This is a genomic window from Actinomadura sp. NEAU-AAG7, assembly GCF_018603865.1.
In the GTDB taxonomy this organism is placed as follows: domain Bacteria; phylum Actinomycetota; class Actinomycetes; order Streptosporangiales; family Streptosporangiaceae; genus Spirillospora; species Spirillospora litoris.
The window spans coordinates 66,745-86,818 of sequence record NZ_JAHFZY010000001.1 but is presented as its reverse complement, the minus strand read 5'-3'; the positions used below and the strand labels follow the sequence as shown (position 1 = coordinate 86,818).

Annotated in this window: 18 protein-coding genes; 8 read left to right on the top strand and 10 right to left on the bottom strand. The window is 73.8% G+C overall.

The annotated features are described in order from the left end of the window. Positions 1-27: 27 nt before the first annotated feature. Together KLI87_RS00395 and KLI87_RS00390 are read right to left on the bottom strand one after the other, a co-directional pair. A complete protein-coding gene (locus tag KLI87_RS00395; RefSeq protein ID WP_156217459.1) occupies positions 28-672 on the bottom strand; it encodes a fasciclin domain-containing protein in 645 nt (214 codons plus the stop codon). 42 nt (positions 673-714) lie between these two features. Next, entirely contained in the window at positions 715-2,235 is a 1,521-nt protein-coding gene (locus KLI87_RS00390) for a molybdopterin-dependent oxidoreductase (RefSeq protein ID WP_308165790.1), read from the bottom strand. 98 nt (positions 2,236-2,333) lie between these two features. On the opposite strand from KLI87_RS00390, the gene sigK reads away from it, so the two are divergent. Continuing rightward, positions 2,334-2,924 carry an ECF RNA polymerase sigma factor SigK gene (sigK, locus tag KLI87_RS00385; RefSeq protein WP_156217460.1) on the top strand — a complete coding sequence of 197 codons (591 nt, stop codon included), beginning with the start codon at positions 2,334-2,336 and terminating at the stop codon, positions 2,922-2,924. Continuing rightward, positions 2,921-3,625, top strand: coding sequence for an anti-sigma factor domain-containing protein (locus KLI87_RS00380; RefSeq protein WP_156217461.1), 705 nt, complete (start codon positions 2,921-2,923; stop codon positions 3,623-3,625). Before sigK ends, KLI87_RS00380 begins: the two co-directional genes overlap by 4 nt. Positions 3,626-3,675: 50 nt before the next feature. Here the strand turns inward: KLI87_RS00380 and KLI87_RS00375 are convergent, their stop codons facing one another. Continuing rightward, positions 3,676-4,644 carry an NmrA family NAD(P)-binding protein gene (locus KLI87_RS00375; protein WP_214615400.1) on the bottom strand — a complete coding sequence of 323 codons (969 nt, stop codon included), beginning with the start codon at positions 4,642-4,644 and terminating at the stop codon, positions 3,676-3,678. 91 nt (positions 4,645-4,735) lie between these two features. Between KLI87_RS00375 and KLI87_RS00370 the strand changes: the two genes are divergently transcribed. After that, positions 4,736-5,302 carry a TetR/AcrR family transcriptional regulator gene (locus tag KLI87_RS00370; RefSeq protein ID WP_214615399.1) on the top strand — a complete coding sequence of 189 codons (567 nt, stop codon included), beginning with the start codon at positions 4,736-4,738 and terminating at the stop codon, positions 5,300-5,302. On the opposite strand, the gene KLI87_RS00365 is transcribed toward KLI87_RS00370, so the two are convergent. Then, a complete protein-coding gene (locus KLI87_RS00365) occupies positions 5,303-5,848 on the bottom strand; it encodes a 4Fe-4S cluster-binding domain-containing protein (RefSeq protein WP_214615398.1) in 546 nt (181 codons plus the stop codon). Between the two features lie 180 nt (positions 5,849-6,028). Here KLI87_RS00365 and KLI87_RS00360 point away from each other — a divergent pair, with 180 nt between their 5' ends. Further along, the gene (locus KLI87_RS00360) at positions 6,029-6,859 is read left to right on the top strand and encodes an FHA domain-containing protein (RefSeq protein ID WP_214615397.1); all 831 of its coding nucleotides are present in this window, start codon (positions 6,029-6,031) and stop codon (positions 6,857-6,859) included. Positions 6,860-6,870: 11 nt separating this feature from the next. Here the strand turns inward: KLI87_RS00360 and KLI87_RS00355 are convergent, their stop codons facing one another. Continuing rightward, positions 6,871-8,835: a serine/threonine-protein kinase gene (locus tag KLI87_RS00355; protein ID WP_214615396.1), complete on the bottom strand. Its 1,965-nt coding sequence runs from the start codon at positions 8,833-8,835 to the stop codon at positions 6,871-6,873. Between the two features lie 1,003 nt (positions 8,836-9,838). Here KLI87_RS00355 and KLI87_RS00350 point away from each other — a divergent pair. Beyond that, positions 9,839-11,392, top strand: coding sequence for an acyl-CoA dehydrogenase family protein (locus KLI87_RS00350; protein ID WP_156217467.1), 1,554 nt, complete (start codon positions 9,839-9,841; stop codon positions 11,390-11,392). Positions 11,393-11,412: 20 nt separating this feature from the next. Here KLI87_RS00350 and KLI87_RS00345 read toward each other — a convergent pair whose 3' ends face one another. Genes KLI87_RS00345 through KLI87_RS00325 form a run of 5 tightly spaced genes read right to left on the bottom strand, consistent with a single transcriptional unit; the run spans position 11,413 to position 15,037 of the window. After that, positions 11,413-11,988, bottom strand: a complete 576-nt coding sequence (locus KLI87_RS00345; protein ID WP_214615395.1) for a GAF domain-containing protein — start codon at positions 11,986-11,988, stop codon at positions 11,413-11,415. A 25-nt stretch (positions 11,989-12,013) separates the two neighbouring features. Next, on the bottom strand, positions 12,014-12,601 hold the full coding sequence (locus tag KLI87_RS00340; protein ID WP_156217468.1) for an ATP/GTP-binding protein: 588 nt from the start codon (positions 12,599-12,601) through the stop codon (positions 12,014-12,016). Further along, positions 12,582-12,971, bottom strand: a complete 390-nt coding sequence (locus KLI87_RS00335; protein WP_246249895.1) for a DUF742 domain-containing protein — start codon at positions 12,969-12,971, stop codon at positions 12,582-12,584. Before KLI87_RS00335 ends, KLI87_RS00340 begins: the two co-directional genes overlap by 20 nt. An 8-nt stretch (positions 12,972-12,979) precedes the next feature. Then, positions 12,980-13,414, bottom strand: a complete 435-nt coding sequence (locus tag KLI87_RS00330) for a roadblock/LC7 domain-containing protein (RefSeq protein ID WP_242883750.1) — start codon at positions 13,412-13,414, stop codon at positions 12,980-12,982. 30 nt (positions 13,415-13,444) lie between these two features. After that, on the bottom strand, positions 13,445-15,037 hold the full coding sequence (locus tag KLI87_RS00325) for a sensor histidine kinase KdpD (protein WP_214615394.1): 1,593 nt from the start codon (positions 15,035-15,037) through the stop codon (positions 13,445-13,447). A 692-nt stretch (positions 15,038-15,729) separates the two neighbouring features. Between KLI87_RS00325 and KLI87_RS00320 the strand changes: the two genes are divergently transcribed. The 3 genes from KLI87_RS00320 to KLI87_RS00310 all read left to right on the top strand — a co-directional run bounded on the left by KLI87_RS00320 (position 15,730) and on the right by KLI87_RS00310 (position 20,037). Then, a complete protein-coding gene (locus tag KLI87_RS00320) occupies positions 15,730-17,169 on the top strand; it encodes a hypothetical protein (protein WP_214615393.1) in 1,440 nt (479 codons plus the stop codon). Positions 17,170-17,272: 103 nt separating this feature from the next. Continuing rightward, positions 17,273-18,841, top strand: coding sequence for an alpha/beta hydrolase (locus KLI87_RS00315; RefSeq protein WP_214615392.1), 1,569 nt, complete (start codon positions 17,273-17,275; stop codon positions 18,839-18,841). Continuing rightward, the gene (locus KLI87_RS00310; RefSeq protein ID WP_214615391.1) at positions 18,838-20,037 is read left to right on the top strand and encodes a serine hydrolase; all 1,200 of its coding nucleotides are present in this window, start codon (positions 18,838-18,840) and stop codon (positions 20,035-20,037) included. The genes KLI87_RS00315 and KLI87_RS00310 overlap by 4 nt, the downstream gene beginning before the upstream one ends. Positions 20,038-20,074 lie beyond the last annotated feature (37 nt).

Genomic DNA, 20,074 nt, shown 5'->3' with positions numbered 1-20,074 from the left:
GAGGTCTCGGCCGCCGTCCGTGCCGGGTCACTTGGGCGGCATCAGGACCGTGTCGATGATGTAGACGGTGGCGTTGGCGGTGTGGACGTTGCCGCAGACCACCCGCGCGGTGCCGCCGACCGTGAACGACTCGCCGGAGCCGCTGGTCTTCAGGGTCGCGCCGTTCAGGGTCTTCTCATCGGCGTTCGCGAGGGCGCTCGGCGTGATCGGCTGCCCGACCACGTGGTAGGTCAGGATCGCGGTGAGGGCCTTCTTGTCGTTCATGACCTTGTCGAGCGTCGCCTTCGGGATCTTCTTGAACGCCTCGTCGGTGGGCGCGAACACCGTGATGTTCTTCGCGGAGTTGAGCGTGTCCACGAGCCCGGCCTGCTTCACGGCGCCGACCAGCGTGGACAGCACCGGGTTGTTGGACGCGGCGGTCGCCACGGGGTCGGCGGACATGCCGCTGAAGCTGCCCTTGCCGGACGTCGGGACGGCCGAGCAGGCGGGCCCGAACGGCTGGTCGGCGGACGGCGCGGCGGACGGCGCGGCGCTCGTCGGGGCGGCCGGGGTCGCGGGGGCGGCGGCGGTGCCGCCGTCCTTGTCGTCGTCGGAGCAGGCGGCGGCCGTGGTCACGACGGCCGCGGCGGCCAGGACGCAGGCGGCGACGCGGGTGTGCGGGATGCGGTACATGGTGACTCCTTGGATCCGGTGTTGTCGTTGGCGGATGTTCGGTCAGGTGACGGTGACCACCACCGAGTGCCAGCCCGTCGCGCCGTCGGGGAACGGCGGGGTGCGGTGCTCCGGCTGGGTGTGGCCGGTTCCGTCGGTGGCGCGGCAGCGCAGCGTGTGGGAGCCGGGCGCGGCGTCCCACTCGGCGGTCCACTGCCGCCAGGTGTCCAGGCCGGGGACGGGCGCGAGCCGCGCCTGCCGCCAGGGCCCGTCGTCCACCTGCCATTCGACGGCGGCGACGCCCCGGTGCTGCGCCCAGGCGGTACCGGCGACGGCGACCCGTCCGGCGCGTACCGTGGCGAGCGGCTTGGGGACGTCCACGCGGGAGAACGTCTTGACCGGGGCGCGGTCGGCGTAGCCGCGCCTGGTCCAGTAGGCGTGGTCGGTCGCGAACCGGGTGACCTTGAGGTCCACGACCCACTTGGTGGCCGACACGTACCCGTACAGGCCGGGGACGACGAGCCGCGCGGGGAAGCCGTGGGCGATCGGGAGCGGCTCGCCGTTCATGCCGACGGCGACCATCGCGTCCCGGCCGTCCAGGACCGCCTCGATCGGGGTGGACAGCGTCATGCCGTCCGCCGAGCGGGACAGGATCTGGTCGGCGCCGGAGGTGACCCCGGCGCGGCGCAGCAGCGGCGCGAGCGGCGCGCCGAGCCAGCGGGCGTTGCCCGCGAGGTCGCCGCCGACCTGGTTCGACACGCACGACAGCGTGATGTCGCGTTCGATCAGCGCCAGGCGCAGCAGGTCGTCGAAGCCCAGCTCGACCGGGCGGGCGACCATGCCGTGGATGCGCAGCGTCCACTCGCGCGGGTCGACCTGCGGCAGCGTGAGCGCGGTGTCGACCCGGTAGAAGTCGCGGTTGGACGTGCGGAACGGCGTCATCCCGGGCGCCCGCGCCTGCGCGGCCGGGGGCACCGGACGCGCGGGGCTCGCCGGGCGCGGCAGCCGGGTGTCCGCGCGGACGGCGGAGACGTCGCCGCGGCGCAGCAGCCACCGGCCCGCCGTCCCGCTCGCGGCGGCGACCGCGACCACCCCGGCGCCGGTCAGCAGGGCGCGGCGGTCGGGGGCCTCGCGTGCGCCGCCGCGCACCAGCACGACCAGGGCGGCCATACCGGCGAGCGCGCCGATCGCGGACGGCGCCGCGTCCGCCGGTCCGGCGACCGGGCGGGTCAGCGCGGCGGCGACCCCGGCGGCGCCGAAGGCGGCGAGCCCGGCCAGCGCGTAGCCGAGCCGGATCCGGCTCACCAGCCCGACGGCCAGCGCGGCGAGGGTGACTCCGACGCCGAGCCCGACCAGCAGGGCGGTCTTGTCGTCGTCGCCGAAACGGCGGATCGCGAAGTCCTTCAGCCACACCGGGGTGAGGTCGATGAAGGCCGCGCCGACGGCGAGCAAGGGGGAGGACGAGGCGCGTCCGAGCAGACCGGCGGCCAGCTCCGCGACCCCCAGCGCGGCCACGGCCGCCAGGAGCCCGCGCAGCGCGGCGGTCACCCACCGCGTCGGTCCGATCGCTCGTTCGGCTGTCACGACCGGTGTTCGGGGCGGGACGGGCGGTGGATGGGTCGAATTCTTGACGGTCCCGACCCCATCCGCCGAGCCGTCCGCGCCGAATCACTTGTGTGGAGATGAACGAGCCAGGCGGCGGCCGGCGGGGGGCGGGGGCGGTCGGCGCGGAGCCGCCGGACCTCGCCGAGCTGCTCGGCCGCGTCGCGCGCGGCGACCAGGACGCGTTCGGGCAGGTGTACGAGCGGCTCTCGGGGCCGGTGTACGGGATCGCGCTGCGGGTCGTCCGCGACCCGGCGCAGGCGGAGGAGGTCGCGCAGGACGTGCTGGTCGAGCTGTGGCGCAAGGCGTCGCACTACCGCCCGGACCGGGGCGGCGCGACGGCGTGGGCGCTGACCGTGGCGCACCGCCGCGCCGTCGACCGGGTCCGCTCCAGCCAGGCCGACCGCGACCGGGAGGAGCGGGCGGGGGCGCCGCCGCGCGAGTACGACGAGGTGGCCGAGGAGGTCGGCACCCGGCTGGAGCACCAGCAGGTGCGCCGCTGCATGCGCGGCCTGACCCCGACGCAGCGCGAGTCGATCACGCTCGCCTACTACGGCGGCTACACCTACCGCGAGGTGGCCGAACTCCTCGGCGTCGGCCTCGCCGCCGTCAAGAGCCGGATGCGGGACGGGCTCATCCGGCTGCGCGACTGCCTGGGGGTGCAGCCATGAGCCACGAGCCGCACGACCTCGCCGGGCCGTACGCCCTCGACGCGCTCACCGAACCGGAACGGCGCCGCTTCGAGCGCCACCTGACCGGCTGCGCGGCCTGCGCGGAGGAGGCCGCCGGGCTCCGCGAGGCCACGGCGCGGCTCGCGCTCGCCGCGTCCCGCCGTCCGCCGGAGCGGCTGCGCGGACGGGTGCTGGCCGAGATCGCCCGGACGCGGCAGTCGCCGCCGCCGCTCGCGCGGCGCCTGCCGTCCCCGCGCACCCGGGGACCGGCGTGGCTCGCCGCCGCGGCCTGCCTCGTCCTGGCGCTGACCGGCGGCGGCGCGGCCTGGCACTTCCACCGGGACGCCGAGCACGCGCGGGCCCTGAACCGGCAGGTCGCCGCCGTGCTGACCGCGCCGGACGCCCGCACCTCCACGGTCTCGGGCCAGGGCCGCGTCACCGTCGTGTCGTCGCGTTCGGCGGGCAAGGCGGTCGTCACGGCGTCGCGGCTGCCGCGCCTGCCGTCCACCCGGACGTACCAGATGTGGTGGCTCGGCCCCTTCGCGCCGCGCTCGGCCGGGACGCTGGACCCGGGCGGGGAGGCGCGTCCCGTCGTCACGGCGGGCCTCGGCGACGCGCGGCGCTTCGGCGTCACGGTCGAACCGGCGGGCGGCTCGCCCCGGCCGACCGGCGCGCCGATCCTCACCCTTCCGCTGGGCTAGGCCGTGCCCTGGCGGGCGCGGCATCGCTTCGCGATCCTCCGGCGTCACCCTCACCGGTCAGCCGGCGCGCCCGCGGGACGGCCGAGGCCACTGCGAAACGCGCCCTGGCGCATGTGCTCGCGGGCCCAGGGCTCGAAGCCGGTCGGCGGGAGGCCCAGGGCGCGCGCGTACTCGGGGCGGGCCGGCTGCCCGGCCGCGTTCAGCCATTCGTGCGTGGCGCCCATCGGCGGCATCCCGGCGGCGAGCGCCTCGTCCACGGTCATGTCGGGGGCGGGCAGCCGCCTGCCCAGGACGCGGGAAAGGGTCTCGGCGATCCGCTCCATCGTCAGGTGGTCGCCCGCCAGTTCCAGTTCGACCCGGTTGAAGCCGTCCGGCGCGGTGAGGGCGGCGGCCGCCGCGGCGCCGATGTCGGCGACGGCCACCAGGGACAGGTGGGTGCCGGGCTTCAGGACGCTGACCAGGCCGCCCTCGATGCCGCGCGGGAACAGGAACGCCATGGAGGGGAGGAAGTTCTCCATGAAGAAGCCCGGCTTGAGGAGCGTCCAGTGCGGGAACCCGGCCGCGCGGACGTGGTCCTGGACCGCGGTCTTGGCGCCGAGCGTGGGCTCCAACGCGGACCAGCGGCCCTCGGCCCAGCCGGGGACCCCGGTGTGCTGACCGGCGCCGCTGACCGAGGTGTGCACGAACGTCGGGACGCCGGCGGCCTTCGCGCCCTCGACGAGGTTGACGCCCTGGGCCACCTCGCCCGCGAAGTCGAAGCCGTCGCCGGTCATCGCGGGCATCTGCACGGAGAAGACGGCGCGGGCGCCCTCGGCGGCCCGCGCCACCGAGTCGCGGTCGAGCAGGTCGCCGGTGACCAGCTCGGCGCCGAGAGCGGCGATCGCCCCGGCCCGGTCGGCGGAGGGGTCGCGCACCAGGGCGCGGACGGGGACGCCCGCCGCGAGCAGGGCGCGGGCGGTGGCGCCGCCCTGCCTGCCGGTGGCGCCGGTGACCAGGACGGGTGCGGACGCTGTGGACATGATCCCCTCTCCAGAAATGGCGGGGCCCGCCGTTTTCTACTCGGGTACGATACGGCGGGCCCCGCCACTTAACAACCCGGGAGAGCACGCCATGACCGAGCGCCCGCGCGCGGACGCCAGGCGCAACCGCGCGCGCATCCTGGCCGTGGCCGAGGACGAGGTCGCCGCGCACGGCCCCGACGCCTCGCTGGAGCAGATCGCCCGGGTGGCGGGGGTCGGCTCGGCGACCGTCCGGCGGCACTTCCCCACCCGGCGCGCGCTGCTGGAGGCCGTGTCGCGCAGTCAGATGGAGGCGCTGTGCGGGCGCGCCCGCGACCTGGGCGGGGACGGCGGGGGCCGGAGCGCGCTGGTGGAATGGCTGGCCGACGTCGTCGCGCACTCGGCGTCCGCGCGGGGCCTCGTCGCGGCGCTGGCCTTCGAGGGCGCCGAGCCGGGGCAGGAGGACGGCTGCGCGGCGATGATGGAGGAGGCGGTGGAGCCGCTGCTGCGCCGCGCGGTGCGCGAGGGCGCGGTCGCGGCGGACGTCACCGTCGCCGACCTGGTCACGCTGGTCGTCGGCGCCGTCCTCGCGACCGAGCACCACCCTGACCCGGTCGCGGCGGCCGACCGGGTGTTCCGGCTCGCCGTCGCCGGGATCGGCCCGCCCGGTGCCCGGTGATCAGGTGTTCGGAGGAGGGGCCAGGTCGGCGGCGGTGTACCGGTCGGTGAGGAGGTGGACGGTCTTACCGGACGAGCCGCGCAGCCCCTCGCCCAAGTGCCGGTCCTCGTCGCCGCGCCCGGACAGGAGCACGTCGACCCGGTCGCGCAGTGCGGTCGCACCGGGCATGCGGACGAGTTCGGGCCAGGGGTAGCCGGTGAACAGGATGACCGACAGGGACGTCTCGTCCCGGATCCGCGCGAGCAGCCGCAGCACCGGGCGGCGTTGCAGCAGCGGTTCGCCGCCGCGGATCGTCACCCCCTCGATCCAGCCGGTGAGCAGCGCGATGTGCGCGAACATCTCCTCGCCCGTGACCTGGTGGCCGCGCCGGGCGTGCGTCTTCGGGTCGCGGCAGCTCGGGCAGCCCAGCGTGCGGCTCTGGAGCCAGAGCACCGCGCGCGTGCCGGGCCCGTCGGTCTCGCTGAACGGCTCGAAGGCGTGCACGCGCAGCGGACGCGGCGGACGCGGCGCCCAGGTCAGCTGCCGAGGCCGGAGTTCGTCACTCACGCCGTGATTACACTCCGGCCGCACCGGGACCGGTCCCGGGCGGCGCGGGGGACGGGCGGATGCCGAAGTTCGGCGACCGGGCGTCGGGGCCGGGGCGAGGCGGTACAACGTCGCAGACGGGACCCCTCCCGCCGGGGCACGCTTACGGTGAGCGCCGCGGGGCCGGAGAGGACGGTGCACATGGCGTCGACGATGCGGAAGCCGCCCGGCAAGGTCGACATCCTGCCGAAGGAGATCGGCAGCCTGGCGACCGGGCTGCCCCCGGCGCAGCCCGGCACGCTGTTCGTCATGGGCGCGAACGGCGGGATGCGGGTGTCGCCCGACGCGGGGTTCGACGTGGTGTTCGGACGCTGCGAACCCGACGTGCACGTCTGTGTGGGGCCGTCCGACCCGCGCGTCAGCAGGCAGCACGGCTACATCACCCGCGAGCACTCGCGCTGGGTGCTCTACAACCTCGGCAAGCTCGCGATCCGCTTCCCCGGGTCGCGCCTCGTGCTCGGCGGGCACCGCGCCGAGCTGCCGGTGGCCTACACGCCGCTGTTCATCGTCGCGCCGGGGCAGGAGCACCTGCTGGAGGCGCGGATCGCCGCCGGTCCGGTCACGCCGGGCCCGGTCGACCTGCACGAGGTCCCGACCTACGACCCCGACAGCCCCGAGCACCCCGACAACCGCGGGCCGGGCGCCGACCGCTGGCGGCTGAACCCGCTGGAGAAGCTCGTCCTGGTCTGCCTCGCCCAGCGCTACCTGCGGCAGGAGCCGTGGCCGCAGCCGCTCACCTGGGCGCAGGTCGCCGACGAGCTGGGCCGCCTGCGGCCCGGGGAGAAGTGGAACGAGCGGCGCGCCGCCCGCATCGTCACCGGGGTGCGGATGCGGCTCAGCGCCGAGGTCCCCGGCCTGCTGGAGGAGCAGATCCCGCCGCCGATCGGCAACGCGCTCAACCACAACCTGATCAGCGCGCTGCTCGTCCGCACCAAGCTCCGCACCGAGGACCTGGACCTTCTCGGCGGCTGACCCGCCGCGCGTCAGGCGGGCGGCAGCTGCGCGGCGGCCGCGTCGGCCAGGGACGTCGCCATCGCGCAGAGCTGCTTGGTGGGCGGGTCGCCCTCCACGACGAGGTACAGCATCTCGATCGCGTCCTTGCCGTTCTGGTCGGGATAGTGCCGGTGCACGACCCGCGCCAGGCACGTCCCCTCGCCGTCGCCGTTCGCCTCGATGAAGGTCTCACGGCCCCGGAGCCGGGTCGGGCTGCCGTCCCTCGGGCCGAGCGGCTCGCCCCGGTCGAACCGCAGCTTGACGAAGATGCGGCGGGTGGTGCTGCGCCAGCGGCAGTCCCAGCCGCCGAACCCGGTCTTCGGGTCGGCGGCGTCGATGCCCGGGACGAGGTCGAGCGCGCGGGCCCCGAGCAGCACGCAGGCGTTCCGGTTCGCCAGCGACGCCGCCGGGAACGGCGCCGCGCGGCGGGGGACCGGGCCCGCGTTCAGCACCGCGACCGCCTTGGTGACGGCGGCGTCGGCGATGCCGCACAGGGGCGCGGCCCTGCCGTCGTCGAGCTGCGCGTCGACCGAGATCGTGGTGCCGACGTCGGGGGAGGGCAGCAGCAGCCGCCGGCCGCAGTGGTCGTCCTCCTCCGGGTCCTGGACGACCTGGACGCGCCCCATCGCCTTCACCGGACCGGCCGTCTCGGGCGCGGACTCGGCGGCGAGGTGGACCTCAAGATCGACCACCGCCTCGCCCGCGCCCTTGCCGATCGTCAGCACGACGTCGCACCGGTCGAAGTTGCCGTAGTCGATGTCGAGTTCGGTGTCGCCGAACCGGCCGAGCGCGGCGGGGTCCAGCAGCCGGCACGGGTCGATCGTGTGCGGGTCGCCGATCAGCGACACCGGCGTCGCGCGCTTCGGCGTGGCGCCGCCGTCCCTGTAGAGGGGGCTGAACGGGAGCGCGATCAGCGCCGCGAGGATGACCGCGCCCACCGCGAACCGCCGCGGATACCGGCGGATGAGCACGGCCGAACGCGTCCACGGCGACGGGTGCCCGCCCGGCCCGCGGCCCCCGGACCCGCCCGGCCCGCCCGGCACCGGCCCGCCCGGCACGGGGCCGCCGCCGGGAGGATCCGACGCCGGGGGCCAGGTCTCCTTGGCGTAGTCGGGCGGCTCCAGCGCCACATCGCCGGCGACCTCGTCCAGCATCCGCCGCGCCTCGCCGGGGGTGGGCCGGTCGGGCGGGTCGGCTCGCAGCATCGCCGCCAGCACACCGCCCAGCGGCCCCGCCGCGACGGCCGCCGCCTGTGCGGAGGGCCCGGCCTCCGGCGCGTCGCCCGGGGGCTCGTCGGCGCGCGTCCCGCCGGTCAGCTCCTCGCCGGTCCTCGGGCCGGGCGGCGACCCGGTGATCAGGGCGTAGACGGTGGCGCCGAGCGAGTACACGTCGGACGCGGGTTCGGGCAGCCCCCGGACGACCTCCGGCGCGGCGTAGGCGGGGGTGTGGCTGACGGGCCCGTTCTGGGTGGTCGTCTCCAGCCCCGCGAGCCGGTAGGCGGCGCCGAAGTCGGCGAGCTTGACCGTGCGCTTCTCGGTCATGACGATGTTGCCCGGCTTGACGTCGCAGTGCACGATGCCCGCCGCGTGCAGGGCGACCAGCGCGTCCGCGATCTCGGCGCCGATGCGGGCCGCGACCCGCGGCGGGGCGGGCGGCCACGCGTCCAGGCTCCCGCCGCGCACGTACTCCAGGACGAGCCAGGACGTGCTCCGCCACAGGCTCCGCACCTGGATGGCGTCGAACAGCGTGACCACGTGCGGATGGCTGAACCGCGCCAGCGCGTGCGCCTCGGCCCGGAGCTGTTTGAAAGCGTGCGGGCCGCTGCCGCCGAATTTGGGCCGCTTCAGCACCACATGGCGCGGCAGGACCAGGTCGTCGGCCACCCACACCTCGCCGGTTCCCCCGTGAATGGGCCCTTTGACCAGCCGGTACCGTCCGGCGATCACCGCTCCCATGCGCACCGTGACTCCTCTCACCGGAACGCCCACAAGCCGCGCGAGATCAAACCTACTGGGTGACAGTCCAGACACACACCGTTTCGGCGTTACCCGTCCTTGGCCGGTCCGGCAAGGAGCTACCGCGAACAAATGATCATTACCAGGGGCTTTCCCGGCCCGGCTCCACTTCCGGAGGGGAGCGCCGTTTCTCCTAACCGCCTTCCCGGTTGGACGTTGGACGCCGCCCGGCGCGCGGCCCCCCTCCTCCAGGGCAGGGCCAAAAGGGGCCCTATCAGATCAGGACGCTCAATGCAATCACTTCGGCTTGGTAGCTCGCCCGGCCGTCACTTGGACTGTCCAAACGGAAAATCAGTGCCGCGAGCAGGGGGTTTCACCTCCGTCGGGCGGCCTCGCGGGCAAACGTCACGGGCCGGGACTTACCCTCGCCTTTGCGGGCATCGAGAGAAATGGTTTGTGCCGGAGGCGGGTGACCATAACCCGCGTGCACGCCAACGGCTCGCGGGTCGGCGGCAGGTGTGTTCACTGTGCCCGGCAACGCTATGTCTGTGCAGGTCAGAGCATATTTCGAGGGCGATTGAAGGGCCCCTGAAAACGCCGTCCAAGGCGGGCTTGCCGCCATCTGCCGGGGCCCGCGCAGCCTTGGCGGAGCATGCCGGTGATCTGACTACCGGCCTGGAATCTCTCTACTTTTAGTGTCAGGGTGGCAAATCGCGGTGGTACTGTGATCGTCGCGGTTCCCGGCCCTGGCCCGGAAAGCCCCGGCCGTGCCGCGAGAACGCGCAGGTCGCAGCAGGTGAAACGGTTTTTCGGACCGGCCGCGGTAAGCGAGATGTCCCTTGCGGGTGGCGACCGGGACGATTAACCATGACGATGTCCAAGATTGGACGATTCGGGAGGTGCTTCGTAGTCTGCCTTAGCACAGTGAATCGGACGAGCTCTTGATTGCCGGTACCTGACGCTTCCCCACGCACTGACAGGCCGACCCGTGAGAGCGGACACCATGTTGCATGATCTACTCCCTCTGTCGACGAACGAGTTCATCGCCGGGATCGAGGCGGTCGCGCCCCGCTTCGATTCCGCGACCTACCCCCAGCGGAACCTGCCCGCCGACGACTGGACCCTGCTGACCAAGGCGGGAGTGCTCCTCCCGACATTGCCCAAGGAGTTCGGCGGGCGCGACAGCCATATCGAGATGTGCCGGGTCGTGGAGACCCTGTCCGAATGGAACCTTCCGCTCGGCATGTACGTGACGATCGTCAGCGCGGTCGCGCTGCGTCCGATCGTGCTCTGGGCCGGTGAGGAGGCCCGCCAGGAGGTGCTGCCGCACTACGCCGGCGGCGACCCGATGATCGCCGGGTTCGCCTCGACCGAGCCCGGCTGCGGCTCGGCCATGTCGGCGATGACCACCACCTTCGAGGAGGTGACGGGCGGGTACCGGATCCGCGGCCGCAAGCACTGGCAGGCCTTCAGCCTCAGCGCGCAGTGGTGGCTGGTCAGCGCGAAGAACGACGACCACGGTCGGCGCGAGTACGGCTACTTCATCGTCAAGCGCAGCGAGGGGTTCCGCACCCTCCAGACCTACGAGCCGCTCGGCCTGAAGATCATCGACTACGGGTTGAACGAGATCGACGCGGTGATCCCCCGGCACCGGCGGATCGCCGCCGACGGCGGGTCGCTGCGCCCAATGGCGGAGATGCTGATGGCCTCGCGGTCGATGATGGCGGCGATGGGCACCGGGTTCCTGCGCCGCGTCAGCCGGGAGGCGCACGCCTACGCGGCGCGCCGCCGAATCGGTCCGGCGCCGCAGTCGGCGATCCGGTTCGTCCAGTACCGGCTGGCGGCGATCGACGCGTCCTACGCGATCTGCGCCGCGCTCAACCACCACCTCCAGACCGACCTGGACATGAAGGGCGCCATGCTCGGCGCGTTCCCGGCCGTCCACGCCATCAAGACCGTCGCCACCGAGCGGATGCTGAGCGCCGCCCACCACTACCAGCAGCTCGTCGGCGGCGAGGGGTACCGCAGCGGGTCCCCCACCAACATCTCCGCGCAGGCGTTCCTCGACGCCCGCGTCTACACGATCTTCGACGGCACCAACGACCTGCTCAGCCAGCAGCTCACCGAGTGGTGCCTCGCCCGGACGGCCGGGCGCCCGCTCAGCCGGTTCCTGGCCGAGTGGCCGCCCACCGCCTCCGCCGTCCGCGCCTGCCGCCTCGACCTCGGCTTCCTCGACCAGCCGCTCCGGCAGGAGCACCTCGTGCTCGCCGGGCGCGCGATCGCCTACCTGTTCACGGCGGGCCAGGTCATGCGGTGGACCGCCGAGACCGGCGCCGACCCCGTCCGGTCCCGGGCGGCGGTCGAGTTCCTCAAGGCCGACATCGCCTGCGTCCAGACCGAGTTCGGGCTGCTGGCGGCGGGCGTGATCCGTCCCGTGGACGGGCTCGACAACGGGCCGGGGGACATGGCCGCGGACGCGGGCGGCGCACCCGCGGCCGCGCCGTCCGCGGCCGGGGTGCTGTTCTCGCGCTCCGTCCCGGTCAGCACCGAAGCCTGACCTTGGGCCCGGGCGGGAACTCAGATGCCCTCGCGGCGGCGGATCAGCTCGACCAGGTCCGCCGCCCGTTCCTTGATGAGGTTCAGGCCGGGATGCCCCCACGGCTTCGGGTCGCGGTCGACGATGCAGACCGTTCCGAGGACCGTGCCAGTGTGGTCGATGAGGGGGGCGCCCGCGTAGGTGCGGATGCCGAGCCGGTCGACCACGGGGTTGCCCGCGAAGCGCGGATAGTCGCACACGTCGTCCAGGACGAGGGCCTTGCGCCGCATCACGACGTGCGGGCAGTACCCGTGGTCGAGCGGGACCTCCCGGCCCAGCTCGACCGCGCCCGTCGCGTCCGACCCCGGGACGGGCGGCGCGTACAGGCCGCTCAGGTACTGCCGGTCGGTCACGAAGTTCACCATCGCGAACGGCGGGTGCTCGGAGCCGACGAGCCGCCCCGCGGTCTCGGCGAGGTCGCGGGCGAGCGCGTCGAACTCGCTGTCGGGCCCCTGCCCGAGGCCGAGTTCGCGCAGCCGCGCGACCCGCTGGGGGACCTCGGGGTCGACGGGCGTGAGGAGGTGGCCGGGCGGGTCGTAGAGCGGCTCATGGGTCACGGGGTTCTCCCTGAGTGGTGGAACGTCAGTTGGGGGAAGCGGGGGCGGGCGCCGCGGCCAGGAGGTGCAGGATCAGCTCGCGCAGCACCGAGGTGGCGGACGGCCGGTCCCGCGCGTCGCACGGCACGACCGGCACCGCCGGGTCGAGGCCGAGCGCGGAGCGCACCTCGTCGGCGCCGTAGCGGAACGCCGAGTCGAACTCGTTGACCGCGACGAGGAACCGGGTGCCCCGGCTCTCGAAGAAGTCGACCGCCTCGAAGGAGTCCTGGAGGCGGCGGGTGTCGGCGAGCACGATCGCGCCGAGCGCTCCGGCGGACAGCTCGTTCCACATGAACCAGAAGCGCCGCTGGCCGGGCGTCCCGAAGAGGTAGAGCACGATGCCGTGCTGCTCGATCGTGATCCGGCCGAAGTCGAGCGCCACCGTCGTGGTGGACTTCTGCTCCACCCCGCCGAGGTCGTCGACGCCGACGCTGGCCGCGGTGATCAGCTCCTCGGTGCTCAGCGGCTCGATCTCGCTGACCGCGCCGACGAACGTCGTCTTGCCGACGCCGAAGCCGCCCGCGACGAGGATCTTGACCTGGGTGGGGGGTTCCTCAGGCTCGTTGTAGGCCATCGAGCAGCTTCTCCAAGAGGGCTCGGTCGGTCGGATCGGCGGCGATGTGGGTCGCCTGCGTGGTCATCGCCCGGCGATCCAGCAGGTCGGACAGGACGACCTTGGTGACCACCACGGGCAGCCGTAACTGCGCGGCGACCTCCGCGACGGAGGTCGGCGTACGGCACAGGTCGAGGGCCCGCGCGTACTCGGGGTCGACGCCGGGCGGCGGCCGCTCGGCCGCCACCACCAGCGAGAGCAGGCCCAGCTCGACGGAGGGGCGGGTGCGGCCCGCCGTCACCGTGTAGGGCCGGACGAGCCGTCCGGCCGCGTCGTCGAGCCAGACCTCGTCGTCGGCGGGGTCACCGCCGGGGGGCATACCGGGCGTCATGCCGGACGTCATGCCGGACGGCGCGGATCGGCGGCGGCGGCCGGGGGGCGCGCCGCGGTGTGCAGGAACGGCCGGACGGCCCTGATCAACCGGGCCATCTCGAAACCGACGACGCCTGGATCGGCGTCGCCCCGCGCCAGCACCGCCAGCACCGAGTTGAAACCGGCCCAGGAGATGAAGAGCTGGCTGGACTGGAGTTCCGCCACCACCTGCCGGACCTCGTTGCTGTTGTCGAACTTGGTGCCGGTGCTCCGCGCGATGGAGAACAACCCCGACGCGAGCGCGGCGAGGTGTTCCGCGCTCGCCCGGTCGAAACCGTCGGATGCCTTCAACATGCCGTCGGAGGACAGCAACACGCTCCCGCGTATCACCGGAACCTCCTCGCCCAGCCCCCGCAGCAGCCAAGCGAGATCCTGCGCCTGGTTCGGGGAGACAGCACTCAATGGACGCTCCTTCTCGTTAGTCATGTCTCGTCAGTTCGCGCCGCCGGAGCCGTCCGGGGCGCCGTCGGTCTCCTCGGCGCTGCGGACTCCCCGCTTGAACGCGGCCATCAACCCGGGGTTGTGCTCGATCTCCCGCTCGTCGTCCACGGGCGCGGACATCTCGACCTGCTCGGCCAGCTCGGGCGCGATGTGCGTCTGGGCCTGGCGGCGCGGCAGGGGCGGCCGCTCACCGGCGCTCGCGGCCGGGGGCTGCTGCGGCGCCGCGGGCACGTGGCCGCCGAGGACGTCGCGCTGCTCCGGCGGGGCGCTCGGCCGGGTGGACGGCTGGGCCGGCGCCGCCGCGGCGACCGGGACCGGAGCGGGGACCGGTGCCGGTACGGAGGCCGGGGCGGCTGCGGGCGCGGGTTCGGGCACGGGCTGCGGGGGCGCGGCGTGACGGGCGCCCGACCGCCTGGGCTGGGGCTGCGCCGGGGCCTGCGGCTGCGCCGGGGTGTGGGCGGGGGCCTGAGCGGGGGCCTGCGCCTGGACGGGGGCCTGCGGCTCGGGCCGCGCGCCCGCCTGCGGGCCGGTCTCCTCCGGGCCCCGGCCGTCCAGCTCCTTGGGCACCACGACGACGGCCTGCGTGCCGCCGTAGACGTTGCCCTGGAGCTGGACGCGGACCTTGTGGCGGCGCGCGAGCGCGGACACGACCAGCAGCCCGATCCGGCCGTCCTTCAGCAGCTCCTCGGTGTCGGCGCGCTCGTGGTCGGCGAGCAGGTCGTTGAGCCGCCGCTGGTCGCCGCGCGGGATGCCGAGGCCGCGGTCCTCGACCTCGATGGCGAGGCCCGCGCTGACGGTCTCGACGCGGATGTGCACCTGCGTGCTCGGCGGCGAGAACTTGGTGGCGTTCTCGATCAGCTCGGCGAGCAGGTGCACGACGTCGGCGACCGCGCCGCCGTGCAGCTCGCCCTCGATGGGCGGCACGACCTTGACGCGGTTGTAGTGCTCCACCTCGGCGATGGCCGAGCGCAGCACCTCGAAGACGCTGACCGGCCGCGTCCACTGGCGGCGGGACGCGGCGCCGCCGATCACCGCGAGGCTCTCGGCCTGGCGGCGCGTGCGGGTGGTGAGATGGTCCACCTTGAACAGCCCTTTGAGGAGGTCCGGATCCTCCACCTGGTTCTCCAGCTCGTCGAGGCCCTGGATGGCCCGGTGGGACAGCGACTGCATCCGCCGGGCGAGGTTAACGAAGACGCCGACGCGCTGGTTGGCGCGGTCGGGCTCGCGGGTGGCCGCGCCGAGCACGGTGTTCCAGGCGGCGCCCTGCGCCTGCCGCACCTCGTACGCGAGCGCGATCACGGGGTCGGCGTCGCCCGGGGGCGGCTGGTCCTCGGTGTAGGGCATGGCCGTCTCCCCGGCGCTCAGCCCCTCGGCCAGCCGCTGCAGGTCGCGGCGGCCCCGGCTGACCAGCAGCCCGAGCTCACCGAGGCGGCGCCGCGTCGCCTCCTGCTCCCGGGCGAGCGCACGCGCGCGCTGCTGGAGCACCCGGCGGGTCGCCGCGTCCGCCGCCACCGCGGCGATCGCCAGGGTGATCACCGCGCCGCCGGCAGCCAGGGCGAGGACCAGGCGGGTCTGCCGGGCCACGTCCGCGTCGCGGTACAGGACGCCGACGGCCGCCGTCCCGAATAGGCCGACAATGGCCGCGGGAAGGACGGAAATGGACAGATGAAAGGCGCGTATACTGCGATGGCGACGCTTAGCACGGGTCTGGGACCTGCCGGTTCGTCGACCATCCTGGTGCTCGGCGCCGGCGGCAGGTTCGAAGAAGTCAGGCATCGGCGTCCTCAGTGCGTTGACAGCGGAGATCACGATACTGAGTAATACGTACTCGTATGGGTACAGCTCGGATCTAGGCTGGCACAACGCCTCATCGGGGAAGCACGGATTGCTGAGATTCCACCGTCCCGACGACTCTATCAGGGTGTCCGTCCGCCGATGTCCCTTTCGCCGGCCTATTCGTCCCCTCGATCGTCATCCCCTGTTCACCTGCGCCGATGTCGCGATCCGCTGGTTCGGACGGCTGAAAACGGTCGGAACGGCCAGTCCCTAATGCGCCACGTTGAGATCATCCCTGGTGTCCCCTTATCGGCGTTGCTGACCTGCGGAAATCCGCGTCCAGAAGCCGTCCCGGGACCCGTCCCGCCGTCGCCGCCGAACAATTGGTGACGGTCCGCCGACAGCCCGTTTCGCGCCGAAGGACGACGATGTATCCCCCAAGCCAGGGCACGCCACCACCGCCCCCGCCCCCTCCTCCCTCTCCGCCGCCGCCCCCGTCGATGCCGCCGCCGCCGATGCGCCCGCGCCGCCCCCGGCCGCCGCGCGACCCGCTGGCCGTCGCGCTCGCCAACGCGTCCTTACTCAACGTCGGCTACCTGATGCTCGGACGGTACGGCCGCGCCGTCGCCACGGGGTTCGTCACCCTGGTCCTGCTCGACATCCTCGTCCAGTCCGGCCATTCGCTGTGGTTCGAACTCGTCGTGCTGCTGTGGTGGGCGGCCCTCGTCGCGAACGGCTGGTTCCTGGCGGGCGGGCGGAACGCGTGGGCCGGATGGTCCGGCGCGGGCGCGGTGCGCGGGCAGCTCGCGGTCGCGCTCGCGGCCACGCTCCCGGTGCTGCTGGCGCTGGGCCTCCTCCGCTACGACGCTGCCACGATCGGCGGGTCACTCGCGGACGCCCGCCGCACCGGCGACTGCGCCAAGGCGCTGCGCGCCGAGCGCGACATCTGGTTCGGCGACCGGCTCGCCGACTCCCCGCTCGCCGCCGACGCCGAGCGGACGGCCCGCGCGTGCCGGGAACTGGGGCGGGCCAAGGCCGACCTGACGACCGCGCTGACCGGCGACACCGGCGCGCTGCGGCGGGGGTTCGACGGCCTCGCGTCCGTGCTCGCCCATGAGCCCGGCCACAGGCGGATGGTCGAGGTCGTGCTGGACGGCTTCCTGCGCGGCCTGCCCGCCAGGGACCACTGCGACACGGTCCTGGTCACCGACTGGCTCGGCGCGCGGCGCGCGAGCCACGACGCGCTCGACCGGTCCGCCGCGACCGTGGCGCGGACGGCGCCCGCCGCGCTCATCGGATGCGGCGACCAGCTCATGTCGGCCAAGGAGTGGGCGACGGCGCGCATCCAGTACCAGAACCTGCTCGACCGCTATCCGGGTTTCGCGCGGGCCGCCGAGGCGCGCGAGGGCGTCAGAAAGGCCACGCTCGCCATCGAGCTGGCACAGGTCACCCGGCTGCTGGAGGAGTCCGACGACGCCACCGACCTGGAGACCGGATATTGCGCCGACCCGGTGAAATACAGCGGCGCGCCCCGCTACCGCAAGGGGGCCAGCAAGGCGTATTTCACCGGCGACTCCGAATACGTCGGCAAACTGCCCGGGTCCTGGAAGACCGGCGACGCCGCCAAAGCCTCGCTGGTGGTCTGCGTGGGGGAGAAGGGCATGGGGGAACGCGTCCAGACCTGCCCTTATGAGCCCGAGTCGGGCTCGGGGGGCATCACCAACGTCACCTTCCGGAAGATCGCGGTGCCGGTGCGGGTCTATGAGTTGCGGACCGGAAAGCGCGTGATCGACCGGAAGCTCCAGATCGGCGGGTCGAGCTGCCCGTCGAGGATCCACTACCAGAGCTTCCTCAGCGGCGGGCCCCCGCCGGACGAGATGTACGTCGACGCGTCCACCTCCGACATCCGCGGCGCTTTCCAGTCGCTCGTCTCCCGCTGACGGGAATGGCCGGGAGCGCGTGAGGGGTTCGGGTTATCCCCACCCCCGGGCCAGGTGCCAGCCGTAGTGATGGCGCGGTGGTCCGGGCGGTGGGATCGGACGCATGACCATCCCACGCATCGCAACGGCCGTCACGGCGCTCGGCGTCGCCGGGCTCGTCGGCTGGACGGGGCCGGCCTCGGCCTCGATATCGGCGTCCCGGCCGCCCGCGCCCGGCCTGGGGCGCTACCTCGGGCAGCATCCGGACTGGGGCGCCTGCCCGTCCGACGCGCCCGAGCTGACCAAGGCGGGCGCGGAGTGCGCGAAGGTGCGGGTGCCGCTCGACTACGCGGCGCCCGGCGGGCCGTCCGTCGAGATCGCCGTATCGCGGATCAAGGCCAAGGACCGCGCGCACCGGCGTGGAATCCTGCTCGCCAACCCGGGCGGCCCCGGCGGGGCCGGGCTGGAGTACACGGCGCTGATGCGCCCCGCGATGAAGGACGCGGCGGACCGCTACGACCTCATCGGCTTCGACCCGCGCTTCGTCGGCCGCAGCACCCCGATCCACTGCGGGAACGGCCCGAAGCCCGCCGACACGCACTCGCGGCGGGAGGCGTTCGAGGCGTCGGCGCGGAACGCGAAGGACACCGCCGAGCGCTGCTACGCGCACGGGAACAACGCGGCCCTGCTCCCGCACGCGTCCAGCCGGAACGTCGCCCGCGACATGGACCTGATCCGCGCCGTCCTCGGTGAGCGCAAGCTGTCCTACTACGGCATCTCCTACGGCGCGGACCTCGGCGCCGCGTACACGCAGATGTTCCCCCGGAACGCCGACCGCATCGTGATCGACAGCGTCACCGACCCCGCGAAGACGCAGTACGAGAACTTCCAGGCCGCGGGTCCCGCGCAGGAGCGGGGCCTGTCCGAATGGGCGGCCTGGACGGCCGAGCGCTCAGCCGAGTACAAGCTCGGCGGCACGCCCCGGCAGGTCAGGGCGACCGTCGAGCGCATCAGCGCCCAGACCGACAGGGGCCCGCTCACCCTCGGCGAGTACAAGCTGCACCCGAGCGTGCTCGGGCTGTTCCTGCGCCAGATGGTCGGCCTGGAGGAGAACAACGACGTCCTCGCGCGGAGCGTCCAGAACCTGGCCGACGCCGCCGCCGGGCGGCAGGTGACGCCGATCCCCGAACTCGCCGGCTGGCTCGGCCTGTTCAACGACCCGAGCCCCGAACTCGACAACCTGTTCAACAGCGGCAACGCGTTCCTCTGCGGGGACGGCGGCTGGCCCGCCGGGGGCTGGCCGTCCGAACCGGAGCGGTACTGGCGGAACATCGAGGCGGCGCGGCCCACCCAGCCGGTCTTCGCGGCGACCGCGAACGCGATCTTCCCGTGCCCGTTCTGGAAGACGAAGCCGCGCGAGCCCGGGGTCGCGGTCGACAACCGGGTGCCGCTGCTCCTGCTCCAGGCCACGCGCGACAACAACGTCCCCTACGAGGGCGCCGTCGCGCTGCACCGCAGGCTGAGGGGCTCGCGGATGATCACGGCGGACCTGCGCTCGCACGGCGTCTACGGGCGCGGCGTGGACGGCCTCACCCCCGTCCCCTGCGCGGACGACGCCGTCAACGCCTACCTGCGGACCGGCGCGCTGCCCGCCACCGACCGCACCTGCGCCCACCCCGAGGAGCGACGATGAACAGGCACGTCACCGCGACCCTGGCCGCGGGCGCGCTGCTGGCCGCGCTCGCCCCGGCCGCCGCGTCCGCCGCCGCTCCGTCCGCCGCCGCTCCATCCACCGGCGACCTCCAGCGGGACGCGGACGCCATCCACGCGACGGGGGCCACCGGCGTCCTCGCCGAGGTGCGGACCGACCGCGACAGCCGCACCGCCCGCGCCGGGGTCGCCGATCTGAAGACCCGGCAGCCCGTCCCGTGGGACTCCTACTACCGGATCGGCAGCGACACCAAGACCTTCACCTCGACCGTCGCGCTGCAACTGGTCGGCGAGGGCAGGCTCAAGCTCACCGACACCGTCGAGAAATGGCTCCCCGGAGTCGTCACGGGCCACGGGAACGACGGACGCAGGATCACCGTGAAGAACCTGCTGCGCCAGACCAGCGGCCTGAACGACTACGTCGCCGTCGAGCTGGGCGACGGCAGCGGCCTGACCCCCGAGAAGTTCAGGGAGAACCGGTTCCGCCCGTCCTCGCCGCGCGACCAGGTCGCGACGGCGATGACCGTGGCCCCGCAGTGGGTGCCGGACGCGGCCGACCCCGCCGAGGAGACCCGCTGGGGCTACTCCAACACCAACTACGTCCTCGCCGGGATGATCATCGAGAAGGCCACCGGGCACCCGTGGGCGCAGGAGGTCCACGACCGGATCATCGAGCCGCTCGGGCTGCGGCACACGATGACGCCGGCCGGGTCCTCCTACGTCCCGCAGCCGAGCGCCACCGCCTACACCCGCTTCCCCGGGCGGACGGACCTCACCGACACCTCCGTCAGCATGGGCGCCGGGGCCGACGGCGGGATCATCAGCACCACCCGCGACCACGGGACGTTCCTGCGCGCCCTGATGGGCGGGAGGCTGCTGAAGCCCGAGCAGCTCGCCCAGATGAAGCAGACCGTGGCGGTCACCGACTGGGTGCCCGCGCCCGGCGTCCGGTACGGGCTGGGCATCGCGTGGCGGCCCGCCGGGAGGTGCGGCGGCGGGATCTGGTTCCACGGCGGCACCAGCTTCGGCGTGGTCTCGGAGTCGGGCGTGACCCCGGACGGCCGCCGCGCCGCCAACGTCGCCGTGTCCACGTTCCGGCTCGGCGGCGACGGCCAGGACGCCCAGGACAAGGCGTCCATGCGGCTGGTCGAGGACGCCCTCTGCCCGGCTGCCCGCTGAGTCGCAGGTCAGAGCCCCGCCGCGGTCCGGAGCACCC

Excerpts from the sequence above, each read along its gene's own strand:
- KLI87_RS00395 (WP_156217459.1), bottom strand. The coding sequence starts at position 672 with ATGTACCGCATCCCGCACACCCGCGTCGCCGCCTGCGTCCTGGCCGCC.
- sigK (WP_156217460.1), top strand. The coding sequence starts at position 2,334 with ATGAACGAGCCAGGCGGCGGCCGGCGGGGGGCGGGGGCGGTCGGCGCG.
- KLI87_RS00380 (WP_156217461.1), top strand. The coding sequence starts at position 2,921 with ATGAGCCACGAGCCGCACGACCTCGCCGGGCCGTACGCCCTCGACGCG.
- KLI87_RS00375 (WP_214615400.1), bottom strand. The coding sequence starts at position 4,644 with ATGTCCACAGCGTCCGCACCCGTCCTGGTCACCGGCGCCACCGGCAGG.
- KLI87_RS00370 (WP_214615399.1), top strand. The coding sequence starts at position 4,736 with ATGACCGAGCGCCCGCGCGCGGACGCCAGGCGCAACCGCGCGCGCATC.
- KLI87_RS00360 (WP_214615397.1), top strand. The coding sequence starts at position 6,029 with ATGGCGTCGACGATGCGGAAGCCGCCCGGCAAGGTCGACATCCTGCCG.
- KLI87_RS00355 (WP_214615396.1), bottom strand. The coding sequence starts at position 8,835 with ATGGGAGCGGTGATCGCCGGACGGTACCGGCTGGTCAAAGGGCCCATT.
- KLI87_RS00350 (WP_156217467.1), top strand. The coding sequence starts at position 9,839 with ATGTTGCATGATCTACTCCCTCTGTCGACGAACGAGTTCATCGCCGGG.
- KLI87_RS00340 (WP_156217468.1), bottom strand. The coding sequence starts at position 12,601 with ATGGCCTACAACGAGCCTGAGGAACCCCCCACCCAGGTCAAGATCCTC.
- KLI87_RS00335 (WP_246249895.1), bottom strand. The coding sequence starts at position 12,971 with ATGACGCCCGGTATGCCCCCCGGCGGTGACCCCGCCGACGACGAGGTC.
- KLI87_RS00320 (WP_214615393.1), top strand. The coding sequence starts at position 15,730 with ATGCCGCCGCCGCCGATGCGCCCGCGCCGCCCCCGGCCGCCGCGCGAC.
- KLI87_RS00315 (WP_214615392.1), top strand. The coding sequence starts at position 17,273 with ATGACCATCCCACGCATCGCAACGGCCGTCACGGCGCTCGGCGTCGCC.
- KLI87_RS00310 (WP_214615391.1), top strand. The coding sequence starts at position 18,838 with ATGAACAGGCACGTCACCGCGACCCTGGCCGCGGGCGCGCTGCTGGCC.